At 70.0% G+C, this 15,493-nt stretch carries 14 protein-coding genes; 7 read left to right on the top strand and 7 right to left on the bottom strand.

The features are described 5' to 3' along the window. Nucleotides 1-79: 79 nt before the first annotated feature. Entirely contained in the window at nucleotides 80-1,066 is a 987-nt protein-coding gene (gene dusB, locus WMF12_RS19895; protein ID WP_437873114.1) for a tRNA dihydrouridine synthase DusB, read from the top strand. A gap of 42 nt (nucleotides 1,067-1,108) precedes the next feature. Here the strand turns inward: dusB and WMF12_RS19900 are convergent, their stop codons facing one another. The 6 genes from WMF12_RS19900 to WMF12_RS19925 form a co-directional block, all read right to left on the bottom strand. Beyond that, nucleotides 1,109-2,614 (bottom strand): HAD-IG family 5'-nucleotidase, encoded by a 1,506-nt coding sequence (locus WMF12_RS19900; RefSeq protein ID WP_437873115.1) that lies wholly within the window; start codon nucleotides 2,612-2,614, stop codon nucleotides 1,109-1,111. Between the two features lie 172 nt (nucleotides 2,615-2,786). Beyond that, nucleotides 2,787-3,347: an STAS domain-containing protein gene (locus WMF12_RS19905; protein ID WP_437873116.1), complete on the bottom strand. Its 561-nt coding sequence runs from the start codon at nucleotides 3,345-3,347 to the stop codon at nucleotides 2,787-2,789. A 7-nt stretch (nucleotides 3,348-3,354) separates the two neighbouring features. Continuing rightward, nucleotides 3,355-3,921 carry a SpoIIE family protein phosphatase gene (locus tag WMF12_RS19910; RefSeq protein ID WP_272099468.1) on the bottom strand — a complete coding sequence of 189 codons (567 nt, stop codon included), beginning with the start codon at nucleotides 3,919-3,921 and terminating at the stop codon, nucleotides 3,355-3,357. Continuing rightward, nucleotides 3,918-4,493, bottom strand: a complete 576-nt coding sequence (locus WMF12_RS19915) for an ATP-binding protein (protein WP_437554160.1) — start codon at nucleotides 4,491-4,493, stop codon at nucleotides 3,918-3,920. The genes WMF12_RS19910 and WMF12_RS19915 overlap by 4 nt, the downstream gene beginning before the upstream one ends. Nucleotides 4,494-4,798: 305 nt before the next feature. Further along, nucleotides 4,799-5,386: a hypothetical protein gene (locus WMF12_RS19920; RefSeq protein ID WP_437873117.1), complete on the bottom strand. Its 588-nt coding sequence runs from the start codon at nucleotides 5,384-5,386 to the stop codon at nucleotides 4,799-4,801. A gap of 344 nt (nucleotides 5,387-5,730) precedes the next feature. Further along, nucleotides 5,731-6,003 (bottom strand): hypothetical protein, encoded by a 273-nt coding sequence (locus WMF12_RS19925; RefSeq protein ID WP_437873118.1) that lies wholly within the window; start codon nucleotides 6,001-6,003, stop codon nucleotides 5,731-5,733. Between the two features lie 123 nt (nucleotides 6,004-6,126). On the opposite strand from WMF12_RS19925, the gene WMF12_RS19930 reads away from it, so the two are divergent. The 5 genes from WMF12_RS19930 (at nucleotide 6,127) to WMF12_RS19950 (ending at nucleotide 10,238) form a co-directional block, all read left to right on the top strand. Further along, entirely contained in the window at nucleotides 6,127-6,873 is a 747-nt protein-coding gene (locus tag WMF12_RS19930; RefSeq protein ID WP_437873119.1) for a nucleotidyltransferase family protein, read from the top strand. Next, nucleotides 6,870-7,865: a GHMP family kinase ATP-binding protein gene (locus WMF12_RS19935; RefSeq protein ID WP_437873120.1), complete on the top strand. Its 996-nt coding sequence runs from the start codon at nucleotides 6,870-6,872 to the stop codon at nucleotides 7,863-7,865. The genes WMF12_RS19930 and WMF12_RS19935 overlap by 4 nt, the downstream gene beginning before the upstream one ends. Nucleotides 7,866-7,928: 63 nt before the next feature. After that, nucleotides 7,929-8,549 (top strand): D-sedoheptulose-7-phosphate isomerase, encoded by a 621-nt coding sequence (locus WMF12_RS19940; RefSeq protein WP_437747226.1) that lies wholly within the window; start codon nucleotides 7,929-7,931, stop codon nucleotides 8,547-8,549. A 7-nt stretch (nucleotides 8,550-8,556) separates the two neighbouring features. After that, a complete protein-coding gene (locus WMF12_RS19945; RefSeq protein ID WP_437873121.1) occupies nucleotides 8,557-9,168 on the top strand; it encodes a D-glycero-alpha-D-manno-heptose-1,7-bisphosphate 7-phosphatase in 612 nt (203 codons plus the stop codon). Nucleotides 9,169-9,236: 68 nt separating this feature from the next. Then, a complete protein-coding gene (locus WMF12_RS19950) occupies nucleotides 9,237-10,238 on the top strand; it encodes an AAA family ATPase (protein ID WP_437873122.1) in 1,002 nt (333 codons plus the stop codon). On the opposite strand, the gene dnaE is transcribed toward WMF12_RS19950, so the two are convergent. Continuing rightward, on the bottom strand, nucleotides 10,231-13,869 hold the full coding sequence (dnaE, locus tag WMF12_RS19955; RefSeq protein WP_437873123.1) for a DNA polymerase III subunit alpha: 3,639 nt from the start codon (nucleotides 13,867-13,869) through the stop codon (nucleotides 10,231-10,233). The two genes, WMF12_RS19950 and dnaE, sit on opposite strands and share 8 nt — an antisense overlap. Before the next feature lie 247 nt (nucleotides 13,870-14,116). Between dnaE and WMF12_RS19960 the strand changes: the two genes are divergently transcribed. Continuing rightward, nucleotides 14,117-15,187 carry a hypothetical protein gene (locus WMF12_RS19960; RefSeq protein ID WP_437873124.1) on the top strand — a complete coding sequence of 357 codons (1,071 nt, stop codon included), beginning with the start codon at nucleotides 14,117-14,119 and terminating at the stop codon, nucleotides 15,185-15,187. Nucleotides 15,188-15,493 lie beyond the last annotated feature (306 nt).

The following is a 15,493-nucleotide window of genomic DNA, read 5'->3' on the forward strand; positions in this document are numbered from 1 at the left end:
GCTCAGCGGGCCGTCACGCCCCGGGCCGCGGCGGTCGCCCTGGTCAACCGGCCGGATCCATGCTTGAAAGCTCGCCACTGTGCCGCTCTCGCCCGAAAGCTTTCGCCGGCTGTTCGCAAGCCGCCCCGTCGTCCTCGCGCCCATGGAGGACGTGACGGACGCCGTGTTCCGCCGCATCGGCCGGGAGCTCGGCGCCGAGCTGTGCGTGACGGAGTTCGTCAACGTCGAGGGGCTGCTGCGCGGGTGCAAGACCGCGCGGCGCAAGCTCGCCCTGGCCGACGGCGATCAGCCGACGGCGATCCAGATCTACGGCGCCAACCCGGAGCGCCTCGCCGAGGCCGCGCGCGTCGCCGAGCAGGCCGGACCGGCGTTCCTGGATATCAACTGCGGCTGCTGGGTGCCGAAGATCGCCGGACGAGGCGCGGGCGCGGGCTGGCTCCGCGATCCGGAGGCGATGGTGGCGATGGCCCGCCTCGTGACGCGCTCGGTCGCGCTCCCGGTCACCGTGAAGACGCGCATCGGCTGGGGACCGGAGTCCCATATGCCGATCGTCGACCTCGCGCGCCGCCTCGAGGACACCGGCGTCGCCGCGCTCACGATCCACTGCCGCACGGCCCAGATGGGGCACAGCGGCGCGGCCGACTGGAGCTGGGCCGCCCGGGCGCGCGAGGTCGTGTCCATCCCTGTCGTGGTGAACGGCGACATCAAGACCGCCGACGACGCGGACCGCGCCCTCCGCGAGACGGGCTGCGCCGGCGTGATGGTCGGCCGCGCCGCCATCGACCACCCCTGGATCTTCCGCGAGGCCCGGGCCCTCCTCGACGATGGCGTGCACCTCCCGCCGCCGACGGCCGAGGAGCGGCTCGCCCTGTGCCGCGCGCACCTCATCGCGAACACCGAGGCGCGCGGCGAGCCGCACGGCGTGCGCGTGACCCGGCGCCACCTGACCGGCTATCTCCGCGGCCTCCCCGGCGCGTCGGCCCTCCGGCGCGAGCTGCTCTTCTGCGACAGCCTGTCGGGGTGCCTCGACATCCTCGACAGCGCCGCGCAGCGGCTCGCGGCCTGAGGCGCGGCAGCCTGAGGCGCGGCAGGCCGGCGGCCGCGCCGCCTACATGCCCACGGGCGTCGCATCGTCGACCGGGGCGGGCTCGCCGTTCTGCCGCTCGGCGCCCGGCGGCGCGCCCATGGGATCGTGCGGCAGGCTCCCGCGGTGCGAGCGGAGCAGCACGTGAGGCGTCGCCAGGAGAAAATTGGAGACGCGGGACGTGTAGATGTCCGCCGAGCGCTCGATCTGCCGGGCCAGGTGGCTCTTGTCGTTGCCCGTGCGGAGGAGCAGCCCCCACCTCGGGTTCAACGTCTCGGCCGAGGCCTTCGCGAGCGGCGCGATCCGCGCGTCGAGCGCCGCGAGGCTCGCCTTGAGCTCGTTCATCTTCGCCTGGATCTCGCCCTCCGTCGCCCCGGCGACCGGCCCGTAGCCGGCGCGCATCCGCTGGAGCTCCAGGCGCAGCCTGGCATAGACGCGCTCCGCGTCCTCCTTCTCCCGCATCCAGAGATCGAGGCGCGCCTCGGCCCCGCGCGCCTCCTCGATCGCGAGGATCTCGTCCTCGAGCTCCCGGATGATGAGCGCCGTCCGCCAACGCAAGGCGCTCTTCGACACATGCACATCCCCATAGATGTGATCGCCGATGTAGAGGATCTCGTCGCCGGACAGCCCCAGGTGGTGCTCGACGAGCCCCGCGTTGCCGCCCAGGTAGTGCCCGCCCACGCGCAACCGGCCGGCCGGGCGCAGGAGGCCGTCCTCCGTGACCACCTCGAAGAGCGGGCTGCGGCTCGAGAAGAACTCCGGCTTCCGCGCGGAGACGATGACCACGTCGAACAGGTCGCGCCACGTCATGCCGCCCGGCAGGAAGCGGTCGAACGCGTAGCTCATCATCGCGCGCGTGTAGACCCACTCCGAGTTCGTGATCAGGACGAGCTTCTTGCCCGCCTCCCGCTGGTCGAGCAGCGTGAGCGGGATCTCCGGATCGAGCAGCACGAACCGGTCCGGATCCCCGATGATCTCGGCCTTCAGCTGCCCCTCCATGTGCGTCGCGTCGAGGCGATCCTTCACGCGGCGATAGAGGTCGCTGTAGCCGAGCACCTCGGGAAGCCGGCGCTGATCGAGCAGATCGACCAGCTTCGCGTACATGCACCCCTCTGACAGAGAGAAGAGCGTGTTCAGGAAGACGTAGCGCCCGTCGGCGAGGTCGACGATCGTCCGCGCGTAGGTCGCGCGCTGGGTCTCGAAGTCGATCGGCTTCGTGCCGTGGAAGGCCCGCTTCACGTAGCCGAACCGATTCACCTTGAGCAGATTGCCGAGCTCGGTGTCCAGGATGAGCCCTCGGATCACGAGGTCCGGCTCGAACGTCAGGTCCCCGACCGGCCAACCCTCGCTCTCCAGAAGATGCCGGAGGTGCTCATAGGCCCGACGCTCCCACGCCTCCACCCGGTAGTGGATCAGCGTGTAATCCATGTCGTATCCGATCGCCTTGATCGAACGGAGATTCAGCGTCCGGTTGCAGAAGATCCCCCGCTGCTTGGGCGGCGGGGCGGCGAGGCAATCCAGCTTGTCCATGGTGATCGCCCGGAGAGCGGTCGTGAGGCATACCAGGGACCCACGGCGTTGCCCACCCGGACAATCACCGTCACCCCGCCGTCAGGAGGGCGCGTTCGGCGTGTCGATGTCGTCGTCGTGGACGCGCACGCGCGGCCTCTGTCGTCGTCGACGCGCACGCGCACGTGCGGCCTCAGCGACGCCTGAGCCGGCTCTTCGCGCTCTGCCGCCGATCGATGCTCGTCGCGGGCCGAGCGGACCGCCCGTTCGTCGGCGCTCGACGGGGGTCGCCGCGGTCGTCCGCCTCCCACCCGTCTTCCTCGTCTTCCTCGTCCTCGTCGTCGAACAGGTCGTCGTCGTCCTCGTCGTCGTCCTCGTCGCGCGCCTCGGCCCGGCGCACCTCGAGCCCGAGCATCGTGAGCGCCTGCTCGAGCGTCAGCGCCGTCTTCACGGCCTCGAGCTCGACCCCCATGGCCTGAAGCGTCATCGCTATCTCGGGGCTCAGCCCGGACAGGATCGTCGGTGTGCCCATGAGCCGCGCGGCGGACGCCAGGTTCGAGAGCACCGCGCACAGGTGGCTATCCATGATCCAGACGGCCGTGAGATCGATGACCAGCCCCTTCGCGCCGCTCTCGTGGATGGCCCGCAGCACCTCGGTGTTCAGCTGCTCCGCGAGGTCATCGGTCACGTCCCCCTGGATGGGCACCAGGATCCGGTCCCACAGGTTGATGATGGGAAGGCGCTTGAGCTCCATGGTCATCCTAAGGTTCGATGTCGGCGATCAAGACCGTTGAGTCATCGTGCGAGCGCCGGTGTCGGCTCATGAGGGCGCGGCAAGCATCCGCGGCCTTCATTCCACGAAACAGCGATAGATCGAAGCGAGGGGAGACCCCGTCGGTGAACACGACGAGCCGGTCGCCCCGCGCGAGCTGCGCATCGAAGATCCGGACCTTGCTGAGCGATGCGCCGAGGATGCCCGGGCTCTGGAGCCACTGCACGCGCGTGCCGTGCGACATCAGCTCGACGTTGCCGATGCCGCAGCCCTGGAGCCGCCCCTCCCGGAAGCGACAGATCATGCCGGCGGCGCCGCGGGTGCCGCGGAGCCGCACGTGGAGGCGATCGATGAGGGCGCGGACATCCTCGCCGCTCGGCGCGTCGGCGAGCGCCTTGAGCGCGACGTTCGCCGCGGCCGCCGCGTGCTCGCCGTGGCCGAGGGCGTCGATGACCGCGAAGAGGACGCCGTCTTCCCCGGCCCGCACGAACGCGGCGTCGCCGCTCACGAGCTCTCCGTCCTTGGGGAGGATCGCGTACTCCACGGAGAGCTTCACAGGTGGACCTCGATCTCCACCCGCGTGCCCTTCGGCCCCGAGTCGATATGAAAGCGATCGGCCAGCCGCTTGACCCCGATGATGCCGCGCCCCATACCGGTCTTGCTCTTGTAGCGCCCGGCGAGGATCTCCTGCAGGTTCTGGATGCCTGCGCCCTCATCCACGGCGACGATGAGGAAGCGGACCGGGCTGTCGCGCTGCACCGCGAGCTCGATCGTCCCGCCAGGGGTATAATGGACGATATTTCGCGCGAGCTCGCTGACGATGGTCGCGACCTTGTGCGACGTGAAGCTCTTTGCGCCGGCCGCATCGCAAACGGCCTTCGCGCTCAGGCGCGCCTCGCTGATGTCGGCCTCCACGTTGATGACCATGACCTTCGAGCGCCGCGAAGGTCGTTCGCCGCCAATCGCCGAAATTTCCGACCTGAGCCGACCGAGCCGCGTCGGATCCACATAGAGGCGGGCTCGGCGCTCGATGCTCGGAAGGATGTCAGGGAGGTCGTCGAGCGAGAACGCCTCGGGCTGGATCTCCGCCTCCCGCATGGCCCGGAGCAAGACTCCCTCTGCGTTCATCGCCGAGAGATAGCCGAGCAGGACGTTGAGAATCTGTTCGTGCGCGGGAGTCATCCGGAAAGCGCCTGGACCGGCAGGGTACCGGGGCCCCGCGTCCGCGTCGAGTGCGCGGCGACGGCATCGCCGGGTTCGCCAGCTGTGAGGCGGAAACCGCCGAGCTCCGGCCGGACAGCGCCAGCAGGGCTCGCTCGGTCCATCGTCCGCATCGCGCAGGGCGTCGCCCGGCCCGTGCCCGCGCCGACCGGACGGCCCACGGCCGGCTCCAAGCAACGCCCGTGCCTGGCTGACCGGCCCACCGAGGTCGCTCAGGCCGGGTAGTACGACGCCTGGCCTTGACGCAGCTCCTCGGTGATCTTGTTCTCCGCAAGGAGCTTCTTGAGCGGCTCCTGGAGCTCCGCCGCAGGGGTCCCCATCGCCAACGCAAGGTCGTCGATCCCTTGCCCAGGCTCGATCTCCACATGGGCGAGCAGCGCCTCGGCGATCTCGTCCCCGGAGCTCCCGGACGACAGGCTCGCGGGGTTCACCGGGCTCGCCGGAGCGGCCTGTTCGGCGATTTTCACGGGGGCCGCTACGGCGGGCGCCGGGGTGCGCGCGGCGCGCGACTTCGGCGCAGCGACGGCCGGACGCGCGCCACCTCCGCTCGTCCGCGGCGCGGCCGCCTTCTTGCGCGGCGCAGCGCGCGTCGGCGTCTTGGGCGACGGGGCGCTGCGGGGAGGCGCGGCGGGGCGGCTCGGCGCCGGAGCGCGCTCGCCCTTCCGGATCGGCTTGGCGGGAGTCGCGGCCGGCCCGGTCGATATCCCAGCGGCGCTGATGTCGACTTGCAGGTACCGCGCGGCGGTCCGGAGAACGTCCTTACGGACCAGCGCTCTCATGCCCTCCAAGAACTCGGCCACGGAAGCGCGAATCTCATTCTCGATCTCGACATCGGATATCACGCAGCCGCCGTCTCATGAATCCCTCGGAATGTCAACGTCTTCCACGCACAGTGGCCCGCACAGGCCGGAGAAACCAGGTGTTCCTGCGCCGGTCGGGGCTCGCGACCGGGCGCCGGATCCCTGGCTGGGGCCGCGCGCGTTCGGTGTGAATTTGCCGTTTTATCAAATGAAATACTGGCAAGATCTGAAACGCATCGAGAGATCATGTCGGGACCCTCCGTCCGCACGCATGGGCCTCGCGCTCGGGCAGAGATCGACTCGCCGCTCACGGCCGCGCCAGGGTGGCGGCCCTGTGGGTGTGCTCAAGCAGCCTTGACGGCGCGGAGCGACGCGCGGCGCAACGGGCGGAGCTGCGACGCCCCAAAGGCCGCGCCGAGGGCGAGCCCGCGGAGCGTCAGCCGCATGCGGAGGACGTCGAGATACCCCTCGCGGTGCAGGGCGGTGATCGCCCGGCGAACGTCGGTCCGACGCACCTGAAGGGCCGTGGTCAATGTGTCGAGGGTCACCGTCTTGCCCTCGCTCTGGAGGGCAACCAGCGTCCGGAGAAGATGCGGAGCGAGGTCCTTGTTGGTCATGGAGCGCACCGTAACCGCCCCCTGAACGGCCGTACAGTTTGTAGCGGCGTTTTTCTCCGAGTCGCCTGCGGGGAGCGCTGGAGACGCCCCGAAGGCGACCGTCGTCTATGGTAGGTCCTCCCCGTGCGCTCCGACGCCTCACCTCCTCAAGCCGTGATCCTCGCCGGCGGACTCGGCACCCGGATGCGCCCCCGGACGGAGCGCACCCCGAAATTCCTGCTGCCCGTGGCCGGACGGCCGTTCGGGGCGTGGCTCCTCGATCGGCTCGCCGCAGCGGGCTTTGGTGAGGTGGTCCTCTGCGTGGGCCACCTCGGCGACGCCGTTCGACGGGCGATGGGCGACCGGTTCGCGGGCCTGCCGCTCCATTATGCCGACGACGGCTCCGATCTCCTGGGCACGGCCGGCGCGCTGCGCCGCGCGCTGCCCCAGCTGGCTCCTGTGTTTCTCATGACCTACGGCGACTCCTACCTCCCGTTCGACTACCTGGCCCCGCTCCAGGACCTCTGCACACACCCCGGCGCGCTCGGAACGATGGCCGTGTACCGGAACGAGGGTCGGTTCGATGCGTCGAACGCCGCGGTCTCGGGCGACCTGGTGGTGCGTTACGAGAAGCGGCGCGCGGGCGCGCCGCCCGACCCCGCGCTCGACCACATCGATTACGGCGCCACCGCGCTCCGCCGCGAGGTCGTCGAGGCGCTGCCAGCCGACGCGCCGCTCGGCTTCGAGGTGGTGCAGCGCGACCTCGCGGCGCGCGGCCTCCTCCGGGCCTTCGCGGTCGCGGCGCGCTTCCACGAGATCGGCTCGGAGCAGGGCCTCCGCGATCTCGAGGCCGCCCTCACGACCGCGGCCGCGACGGAGGAGCGGGGATGATCGTCTCTCGCGCCCCGGTCCGCTTCTCCCTCGGCGGCGGCGGGACCGATCTGCCCGCGTACTCCGGCCGCTTCGGCGGCTACCTCGTGTCGGCCGCCATCGACAAGTACATCTACGTGACGGCCAACAAGCGCTTCCACCGGGACATCCGCCTCGCGTACTCCAAGACCGAGATCGTCCCCTCGGTCGACGCGATCGAGCACCCGATCTTCCGGGAAGCGCTCCGGATGCTGGGAATCGAGCACTCGATCGAGCTCACGAGCGTCGCGGATCTCCCCGCGAACTCGGGCCTCGGCTCGTCGAGCTCGTTCACGGTCGCCCTCCTCAACGCCCTGCACACGTACAAGCGCGACTTCGTATCGTCCGAGCAGCTCGCTCGCGAGGCCTGCTCCATCGAGATCGAGCGCCTCGGAGAGCCGATCGGCAAGCAGGACCAGTACATCGCCGCTTACGGCAACGTCACGGCGTTCACGTTCTCTCCGGACGGCTCGGTGCACGTCGAGCCCGTCCCGGTCCGCGACGAGGTGCTGGACGAGCTCGAGAGCAACCTGCTCATCGTGTGGAGCGGCGTCGAAAGAGCGGCCAGGATCGTGCTCTCGGAGCAGGGCCGGCGGCTGCAAGACCTGGAGCCCGCGGTGGTCGAGCGGATGCACCGCATCAAGGAGATCGGCCGCGACGTGCACCGCATCCTCGTCACGGGCAGGCTCGACGATTATGGCGAGCTCCTCCACGCCCATTGGACCCAGAAGCGTAAGCTCGCGTCCAAGATGACCGACGAGGTCCTCGACGAGATCTACGAGATCGCTCGAGGCGCGGGGGCGCTCGGCGGCAAGCTGATGGGGGCCGGCGGCGGAGGCTTCTTCATGTTCTACGTCCGGCCGGCGGAGCGGCGCCGGGTGCTGGAGGCGCTCGCCGCGAAGGGCCTGCGCGTCCTGCGCTTCCGCTTCGATCTCGACGGCGCACGCATCGTCGCGAACCTGCACCGATCGTGAGCGGGCGCGCCGGCGCACCCCTCCTGCTGGGCATTTCAACGGGACTCTGGCTATAGATCGGCCATGCCTCAGAGCACGCACGACTTCGTCGAAAAGTACCTCCGCGAGACGTCCGAGATCGCCCTCGCGACGAGCCCCGACGACATGGCTCGCGTCATCGAGATCCTCTTCGATGCGTACCGGAGCGATCGCACCATCTACACGTGCGGCAACGGCGGCTCGGCGGCCAACGCGAGCCACCTCGCCTGCGACATCGCCAAGTTCACGTGGGTCGATGGCAAGCGGCGCTTCAAGTGCACCTCGCTCTGCGACAACGCAGCGCTCCTCAGCGCCCTCACCAACGACGTCGGCTTCAACCGGATCTTCCTCGAGCAGCTCGACGGCCGCATGATCGCGGGCGACGTGCTCGTGTGCCTGAGCGTGCACGGCGGCTCGGGCGCCGATCGCGCCGGCCCATGGTCGCAGAACCTCGTCGCCGCCGCGGATTTCGCGAAGAAGACGGGGGCCAAGGTGGTCGCGCTCGTCGGCTACGACGGCGGCGCCCTGCGCCAGATGGCCGACGCCAGCGTGATCGTGCCGAGGACGCGGGCGGGCTACACGTCGACGCCGCACGTGGAGGGCTTCCACGAGGTCTACCACCACCTCATCTGCGAGCGGCTCCTCCAGCTCGTGGCCGAGAGCTGAGCCCTGCGTGGCGAAGCGCGGGATCCTGCTCGACCGCGACGGCACGCTCATCGACGTGGTGCGCGATCACGAGCTCGGCGTCGTCGTGACCGCGTTTCATCCGGATCAGATCCGCCTCCTCCCCGGCGCGATCGAGGGCCTGCGGCGCCTCGCGGACGCCGGGTTCCTGCTGGCGATCGCGACCAACCAGCCGGGCGCGGCGAAGGGCCAGGTCCCGTGGGGGGCGATCGAGCGCACGAACCGCGCGCTCGTCGATCGGCTCCGCGAGGCCGGCGTCGCGATCGCGGCGCTCGCGGTGTGCCCGCACCACCCCGAGGGCGGGCCGGGCGGCGATCCGGCGCTCATCGGCCCGTGCGACTGCAGGAAGCCGCAGCCGGGCATGCTCACGGCGCTCGCGCGCGACCTCGATCTCGACGTCGCGGCGAGCTGGATGATCGGCGACGCGCCGAGCGACGTGGCGGCCGCGCGCGCGGCGGGCATGCGGGCGGGCCTCGTCATGGATGGACGCCGCTGCGAGCTGTGCCCGCTCCGCGGCGAGGCCGATCTCCCCTGCCCCGATCGCGCGGCGCCGCGCCTCGATCTCCTCGCCGCCGAGATCCTCGCCGAGCCGCGCGGCTAGCGGACTCTGGCGCGCCACGCCGTGCCGCGCCGCCCGATGGCCCGCGCGCGGCGTGCTACCGTCCCGCCGTGACGCTTCCTCCGGATCACGACGGCGGCGCGCTCGACGATCGGGGCGCCCGCGACGACACCCCGGCCACCGCGGCCGAGCTCGACGCCCGCCTCTCGGCGGCCCGCTACATCTCCGATCCGGCGACCTCACTCGCGCTCTGGCTCGCCCTCCGGATGGGGCGGCCGCTGCTGATCGAGGGGCCGGCCGGCGTCGGCAAGACCGATCTCGCCCGCGCCGCCGCCGAGGGGCTCGGCCGAGGGCTCATCCGGCTCCAGTGCTACGAGGGCCTCGACGAGGCGAAGGCGCTGTACGAGTGGGACTACGCGAAGCAGATGCTCTACACGCAGCTGCTCCGCGACGCCGTCGCGAAGGAGATCGCCGGCGCGGCGAGCCTCGCCGCAGCCGCGCGCGCGATCGCGGGGAGCGAGGCGTCGTTCTTCAGCGAGCACTTCCTGATCGCGCGCCCGCTCCTCGCGGCGCTGCGGAGCGCCGCGCCGGTCGTCTTGCTCATCGACGAGGTCGATCGCGCGGACCCTGAGTTCGAGGCGTTCCTGCTCGAGGTGCTCTCCGACATGCAGGTCACGATCCCCGAGCTCGGCACGATCCGCGCCGCGCACCCGCCGCTCGTCCTGCTGACGACGAACGCGACGCGCGAGATGACCGAGGCGCTGCGCCGCCGGTGCCTGCACGCGTTCCTGGACTACCCGCCTCCGTCGCGCGAGGTCGCCATCCTGAAGGTCGCCCTCCCGGGGATCGAGCCCCGCCTCGCGGCGCAGATCGTGGCGTTCGTCGGCGCCCTGCGGGCCATGGATCTGCGGAAATCGCCCGCGATCAGCGAGACGATCGACTGGGCCCGCGCGCTGCTCCTGCTCGGCAAGCGCGCGGTGACACCGGAGCTCGCGCGCGACACGCTCGGCGTCCTGCTCAAGCACCAGAGCGACCGCGGCGACGCGGAGGCGAAGCTCGGCGCCCTCGTGCGTGCCGCCGAGCACGCGGGCGCGGACGAGCCGGTTACCTGAGCTCGGCCACCTTCTCGCCGAACAGCTTCTCGAGCCGCCCGAGCATGGCGTCGTTCGGCTCGACGCGCAGATCACGCCCCAGCGACAGCACCGCCTCTGCACCATCGTCGAGCTGGATCACGAGCTGCACCGGGCACACCCCGGGGCTCGCCCGCAGGAGCGCCCCGAGCCGATCGATGTGCTCGCGCCTGGCGCTGCGCGACTTCAGCGTGATCGCCACGCTCCGGGTCTGCGCGAGGATGGCGTCGGCGAGCGGCTGCACCTCGTCGAGCAGCAGGGTCGGCTCGCGCGGCGCGGCCTCGGCCTCCTCGGCCCCCTCCTCCACCATCGGGAAGCTGATCTTCCCCGAGATCAGGACCGGCTCCCCCCGGTTCAAGAGATCCGCATAGCTCTCGATCTGCTTCTCGCGCACCTTGACCTCGACCCGGCCCGTCGTGTCCTCGAGCACGAAGAACGCGATCTTGCCGCCGCCCCCCTTGAAGATGCGCTCTCGGTAGCCCTCGACCATCCCGCCGACGCGCACCCTGGCCCAGGCATCCATGCCGGCCAGCGCGCTCACCGCGGTCACGTCGAAGCGGTTGAGATCCACGCCGTACCGATCGAGCGGGTGACCCGAGACGTAGAACCCGAGCGACTGCTTCTCCCGCGAGAGCGTCTCGCGCAGATCCCAGTCCTCGACCATCGGGTAATCGTCCAGCCTCACCTCGCTCTTGGACGCCACCGCCGCGAACAGGCCGATCTGCGCGCTGTTCCGCTCCTTGCTCGCGGAGCGCGAGCGATCGAGCGCCCTGTCGATGCCGGCGAACGCCCGCGCCCGCGAGATGCCCCGCGCGTGGAGGCTCGCGTCGAACGCGCCGCACTGCACGAGCGCCTCGAACACGCCCTTGTTGACCCGCCGCGGATCGACCCGCTCGGCGAAGTCGAACAGATCCGCGAACGCGCCGCCCGCGTCCCGCGCCTCGAGGATCGCCTCGAGCGCCGACTCGCCGATGCCCCGGATCGCGCCCATTCCGAAGCGGATCTTCGGATCGTACGGGTCCCTTACCCGCGAGCCTCCGCGCCGGGTGCCGGCCACGCGCTTGCCGTTCATCGCCGGCTTTGCGCTGTAGACGACGGTGAAGTCGGTCTTGGACTCGTTGATCTCGGGCGGGAGGATCTCGACCCCCCACGCGCGCCCCTCCGCGATGATCCGCACGACCTTCTCGATCTTGTCGCGGTCGGCCGTCATCAGCGCGCAGAGGAACTCGACCGGGTAGTGCGCCTTGAGGTAGGCCGTCTGGTAGGTCAGCAGCGCGTATGCCGCCGAGTGGCTCTTGTTGAAGCCATAGCCCGCGAAGTACTCGAGGAGCCCGAAGATGCGCTCGGCGTCCTCGGCCTTCACCCCGTTGTTGAGCGAGCCGTCGACGAACGTCGCCTTCTGCTTCGCCATCTCCTCGGGCTTCTTCTTGCCCATGGCGCGCCGGAGCAGATCGGCGCCGCCGAGCGTGTAGCCCGCGAGCTTCTGCGCGATCTGCATGACCTGCTCCTGGTAGACGATGACGCCGTACGTCGGCTGGAGGAGCTCGTCGACGAGCGGGTGCATCTTCTCGATCGGCTTGCGGCCGTGCTTGCAGTCGACGAAGTCCTTCACCATGCCGGTGCCGAGCGGCCCGGGCCGGTAGAGCGCCACGGCGGCGACGATGTCCTCGAAGGCGTCCGGCTTGAGGTCCTTGAAGAGCTGCTGCATGCCGCTCGACTCGAGCTGGAACACCCCGGTGGTCTCGCCCGACTGGAGGAGCGCGTAGGTGGCGGTGTCGTCGAGCGGCACCGTGTTCACGTCGAAGCGCTTGCCCTCGTTGCCCGCTAGGTCGGGCCGCGCGTTCACGAGCCGCACCGCGATGTCGATGACGGTGAGCGTCTTCAGCCCGAGGAAGTCGAACTTCACGAGCCCGGCCAGCTCGGCGTCGTCCTTGTAGTACTGCGTGACGAGCTGCTCGCCGTTCTTGAAGCAGGGGACGTGATCCCAGAGCGGCCCCTCGCTGATCACGACGCCGGCGGCGTGCATGCCCGCGTGCCGCGTCAGCCCCTCGAGCTTCTGCGCCTGCTTCAGGAGCTCCGCGACCGTGGGGTCGCTCTCCTTGAGTGCCTTGAGCTTCGGCTCGATCTCGAGCGCCTCGGGGATCGTGTACATGATCCCCGGGCTCTTCTGCGGGATGAGGCTCGCGATCTTCTGCGCCTCGTTCGCGGGGAACGCCATCGCCCGCGCGACGTCCTTGATCACGCTCCGCGCCTTGAGCTCGTGGAACGTCGCGATCTGCCCGACGGAGGGTTTGTCGGCCTCCTTGCTGTACTTCTTGGTGACGTAGGAGATGACCTCGTCGCGCCGGTCCATGCAGAAGTCGACGTCGAAGTCGGGCATGCTCACGCGCTCCGGGTTCAGGAAGCGCTCGAACAGCAGGTTGTACGGGAGCGGATCGAGATCGGTGATCTCCATGGCATAGGCGACGAGCGAGCCCGCGCCCGATCCGCGGCCCGGCCCGACCGGGATGCCGTGGTCCTTGGCGTACTTGATGAAGTCCCAGACGATGAGGAAGTAGCCCGGGAAGTCCATCTGGACGATGACGTTGAGCTCGACGTCGAGCCGCGCGCGGTAGGTCGCCTCGTCCACTCTCCTGCCCGTCTGCGCGATCTGGGCGAGCCGCTTCGTGAGGCCGTCGTGCGCCACGTGCCGGAAGTACGACGCCGAGTCCGAGAACCCGCTCGGCAGCGGGAACGTCGGGAGCATCGGCTTGCCGAGCTTGAGCTTCAGCGTCGAGCACCGCTCGGCGATCTCGAGCGTCGACCGCACCGCCTGCGGGTGGTCGCGGAACAGGTGCATCATCTCGTCGGCGGGCTTGAGGAACATCTCGAAGCTGCCGTGGTGCGCGGCGCTCGCCTCCGCGAACGTGCGGTTGGCCGCGATGCACGACAGGTAGAGCTGCCCCTCGCCGTCCTCGCGCGCGCCGAAGTGCGCGTCGTTGGTCGCGACGAGCGGAAGCCCCAGGTCGCCCGCAGCCCGCGCCAGGATGCCGTTGAGCACCGACTGCTCGACCAGCCCGTGGTCCTGCAGCTCGACGTAGAGGCTCCCCGGCTGGAAGCAGTCCCTGAGCCGGCTGAGCGCCTCGCGCCCCTCCCCCTCGCCCTGCTCGAGGATCCGCTGGGCGACCACGCCGCCCATGCAGCCGGTCAAGCCGATGAGCCCCGCGCTGTGCTGCGCCACCGTGTCGAGCCGCACGCTCGGCGCGAGCCCGCTCACGGGATCGACGTGCCCCTGGGAGACGATGCGGACGAGGTTCTTGTAGCCCTCCTCGGACGCGGCGAGCAGCACGAGGTGATCGACGGGCGTCTCGTCCACGCCCGAGCGCGACACCTGCCCCGCGGCCGCGCCCCAGCTGCGGGCGACGTTGACCTCGCAGCCGATGATCGCGCCGATGCCCTGGTCCTTGCAGGCCTTGTAGTGCTGAATCGCCCCGAACATGTTCCCGTGGTCGGTCAGGGCGACGGCGCGCATTCCCAGCGATTTGGCGCGCGCGGCCAGATCCTTGACGCGCAGCGAGCCGTCGAGGAGCGAGTACTGCGAATGCACGTGGAGGTGGATGAACTCAGCGGTCACAGCAGGCTTCCAGGGGGCTTCTCATCGTGGTGGTAGTCGGGAAAGACCGGTAATCCGGGAGAGGGTGCGGAGCGCGAGATCGGGAGGCGCTGGGACAATCCACCAACGCTCGCCGGCGGGCTCACATATAGCGCATTGCGCAGCGGGGATCGCCCTTGATGAGCCGCGCAGGCCGGCGCTAGCATGTGCGCCCGTCTGAGAGCACTTGCCTGATCCGGGGTGGGGTTTCCAGAAAGTGAGGTCGATGATGCGTCAATCCCGTATCGCCGTCGCGGTGTATTTGGCGACCGCGCTCGTGTCCGCTGCCGGTTGTGGCTCCGAGGCCACGGCGCCTGTCGTTCAAGACGTCGACCTCGGCCAGCCGCCCGCGCCGGGGCCGGAGCAGGCAGGGGATGGCGAGGGCGTCGCGTTCGCGATCGACCGGCTCTTCCTCGGCGATACGGATCGCGACGGGAAGAAGGCGGCCGGCAGCTGGAAGCAGTACGGATTCAACCTCGACGGCAAGGTGTCCAGCACCGTATCACAGGACCTGTGCAAGCCGGTGGATGACACCGCCCCTTCGGAGGTCTATCCGGACGGCGCCGATGGGATCGACAACGCCTTTGGCAGCAAGCTCGTCGGCCTCATCTCCAACCTCCTGACCGACCCGTCGACCCGGGTCAGCGACGCCATCAGCAAGGGCGATTTCACGGTGATCTTCAAGGTCGACGGGCTCGGCGAGCGGTCGTCCTACAACCCCCTCACCGCGAAGCTCTACGGCGGCGCCACGCTGGGCGAGGCGCCCACCTGGGATGGCGCCGACCGGTGGCCTGTCGTACCGGAGCTCCTCGACGACGCTCAGGACGTCGAGAGCTCCAAGGTGGTGTTCCCGGCCAGCTACGTCGTCGACGACACATGGGTTTCGGGCCCGGATTCACAGGTCACATTCCAGCTGAACCTGACGGTCTCGGACACCATCATCGGTCTCACGATCCGCAACGTCAGGATCGCGATGGATCTCGCGCCCGATCACAAATCGGTGGTCAAAGGGACCATCGCGGGCGTGCTCGAGACGGCTGTCCTCGTCGAGGAGCTCCGCGGCGTCATCGGCGCCGTACAGCCGAATTTCTGCGAAAGCCCCGCGCTGGAGACGATCCTCGACCAGGTCCGCCGCGCCTCGGACATCATGAAGGATGGCAGCCAGGACCCGAGCAAGGAGTGCGACGCCATCTCCATCGGCATCGGGTTCACCGCGAAGGCGGTCCAGCTGGGCGAGATCGCGCCGCCTGCCGAGACGACCGGCGTGCCGTGCCAGCCGGCGCCCGCTGACGAAGGCTGATCGCCGCGCGACTCCCATCCACAGGCGGCCGCTGCGTCGCGCACGCCTCCTGGGCTCCGCGGGCACCTCCCGGGTGCCCGCGCCCGCCGGAATCCCCACAGCCTGCGACGTGCAACCTGCTCCGCTGGCTCCGACCACCCGCGAAGATCGTGCTCGCGCTTGAGCCGTCGCGCCCCCCGCGAGCGTCTCAAGGAGCGACCCCACCCGTCCAGGGTACGCGCTGAGGCAAGGGAGGTCTTGCCAGCGCGCTCTCTCGGTCCGCCCGCTGGTGGGCGGGCCGCGAGGCGCCCTCTTCCTGGTTTCGTT

Source organism: Sorangium sp. So ce363 (assembly GCF_051520435.1).
Taxonomy (GTDB): Bacteria; Myxococcota_A; Polyangia; order Polyangiales; family Polyangiaceae; genus Sorangium; species Sorangium cellulosum_B.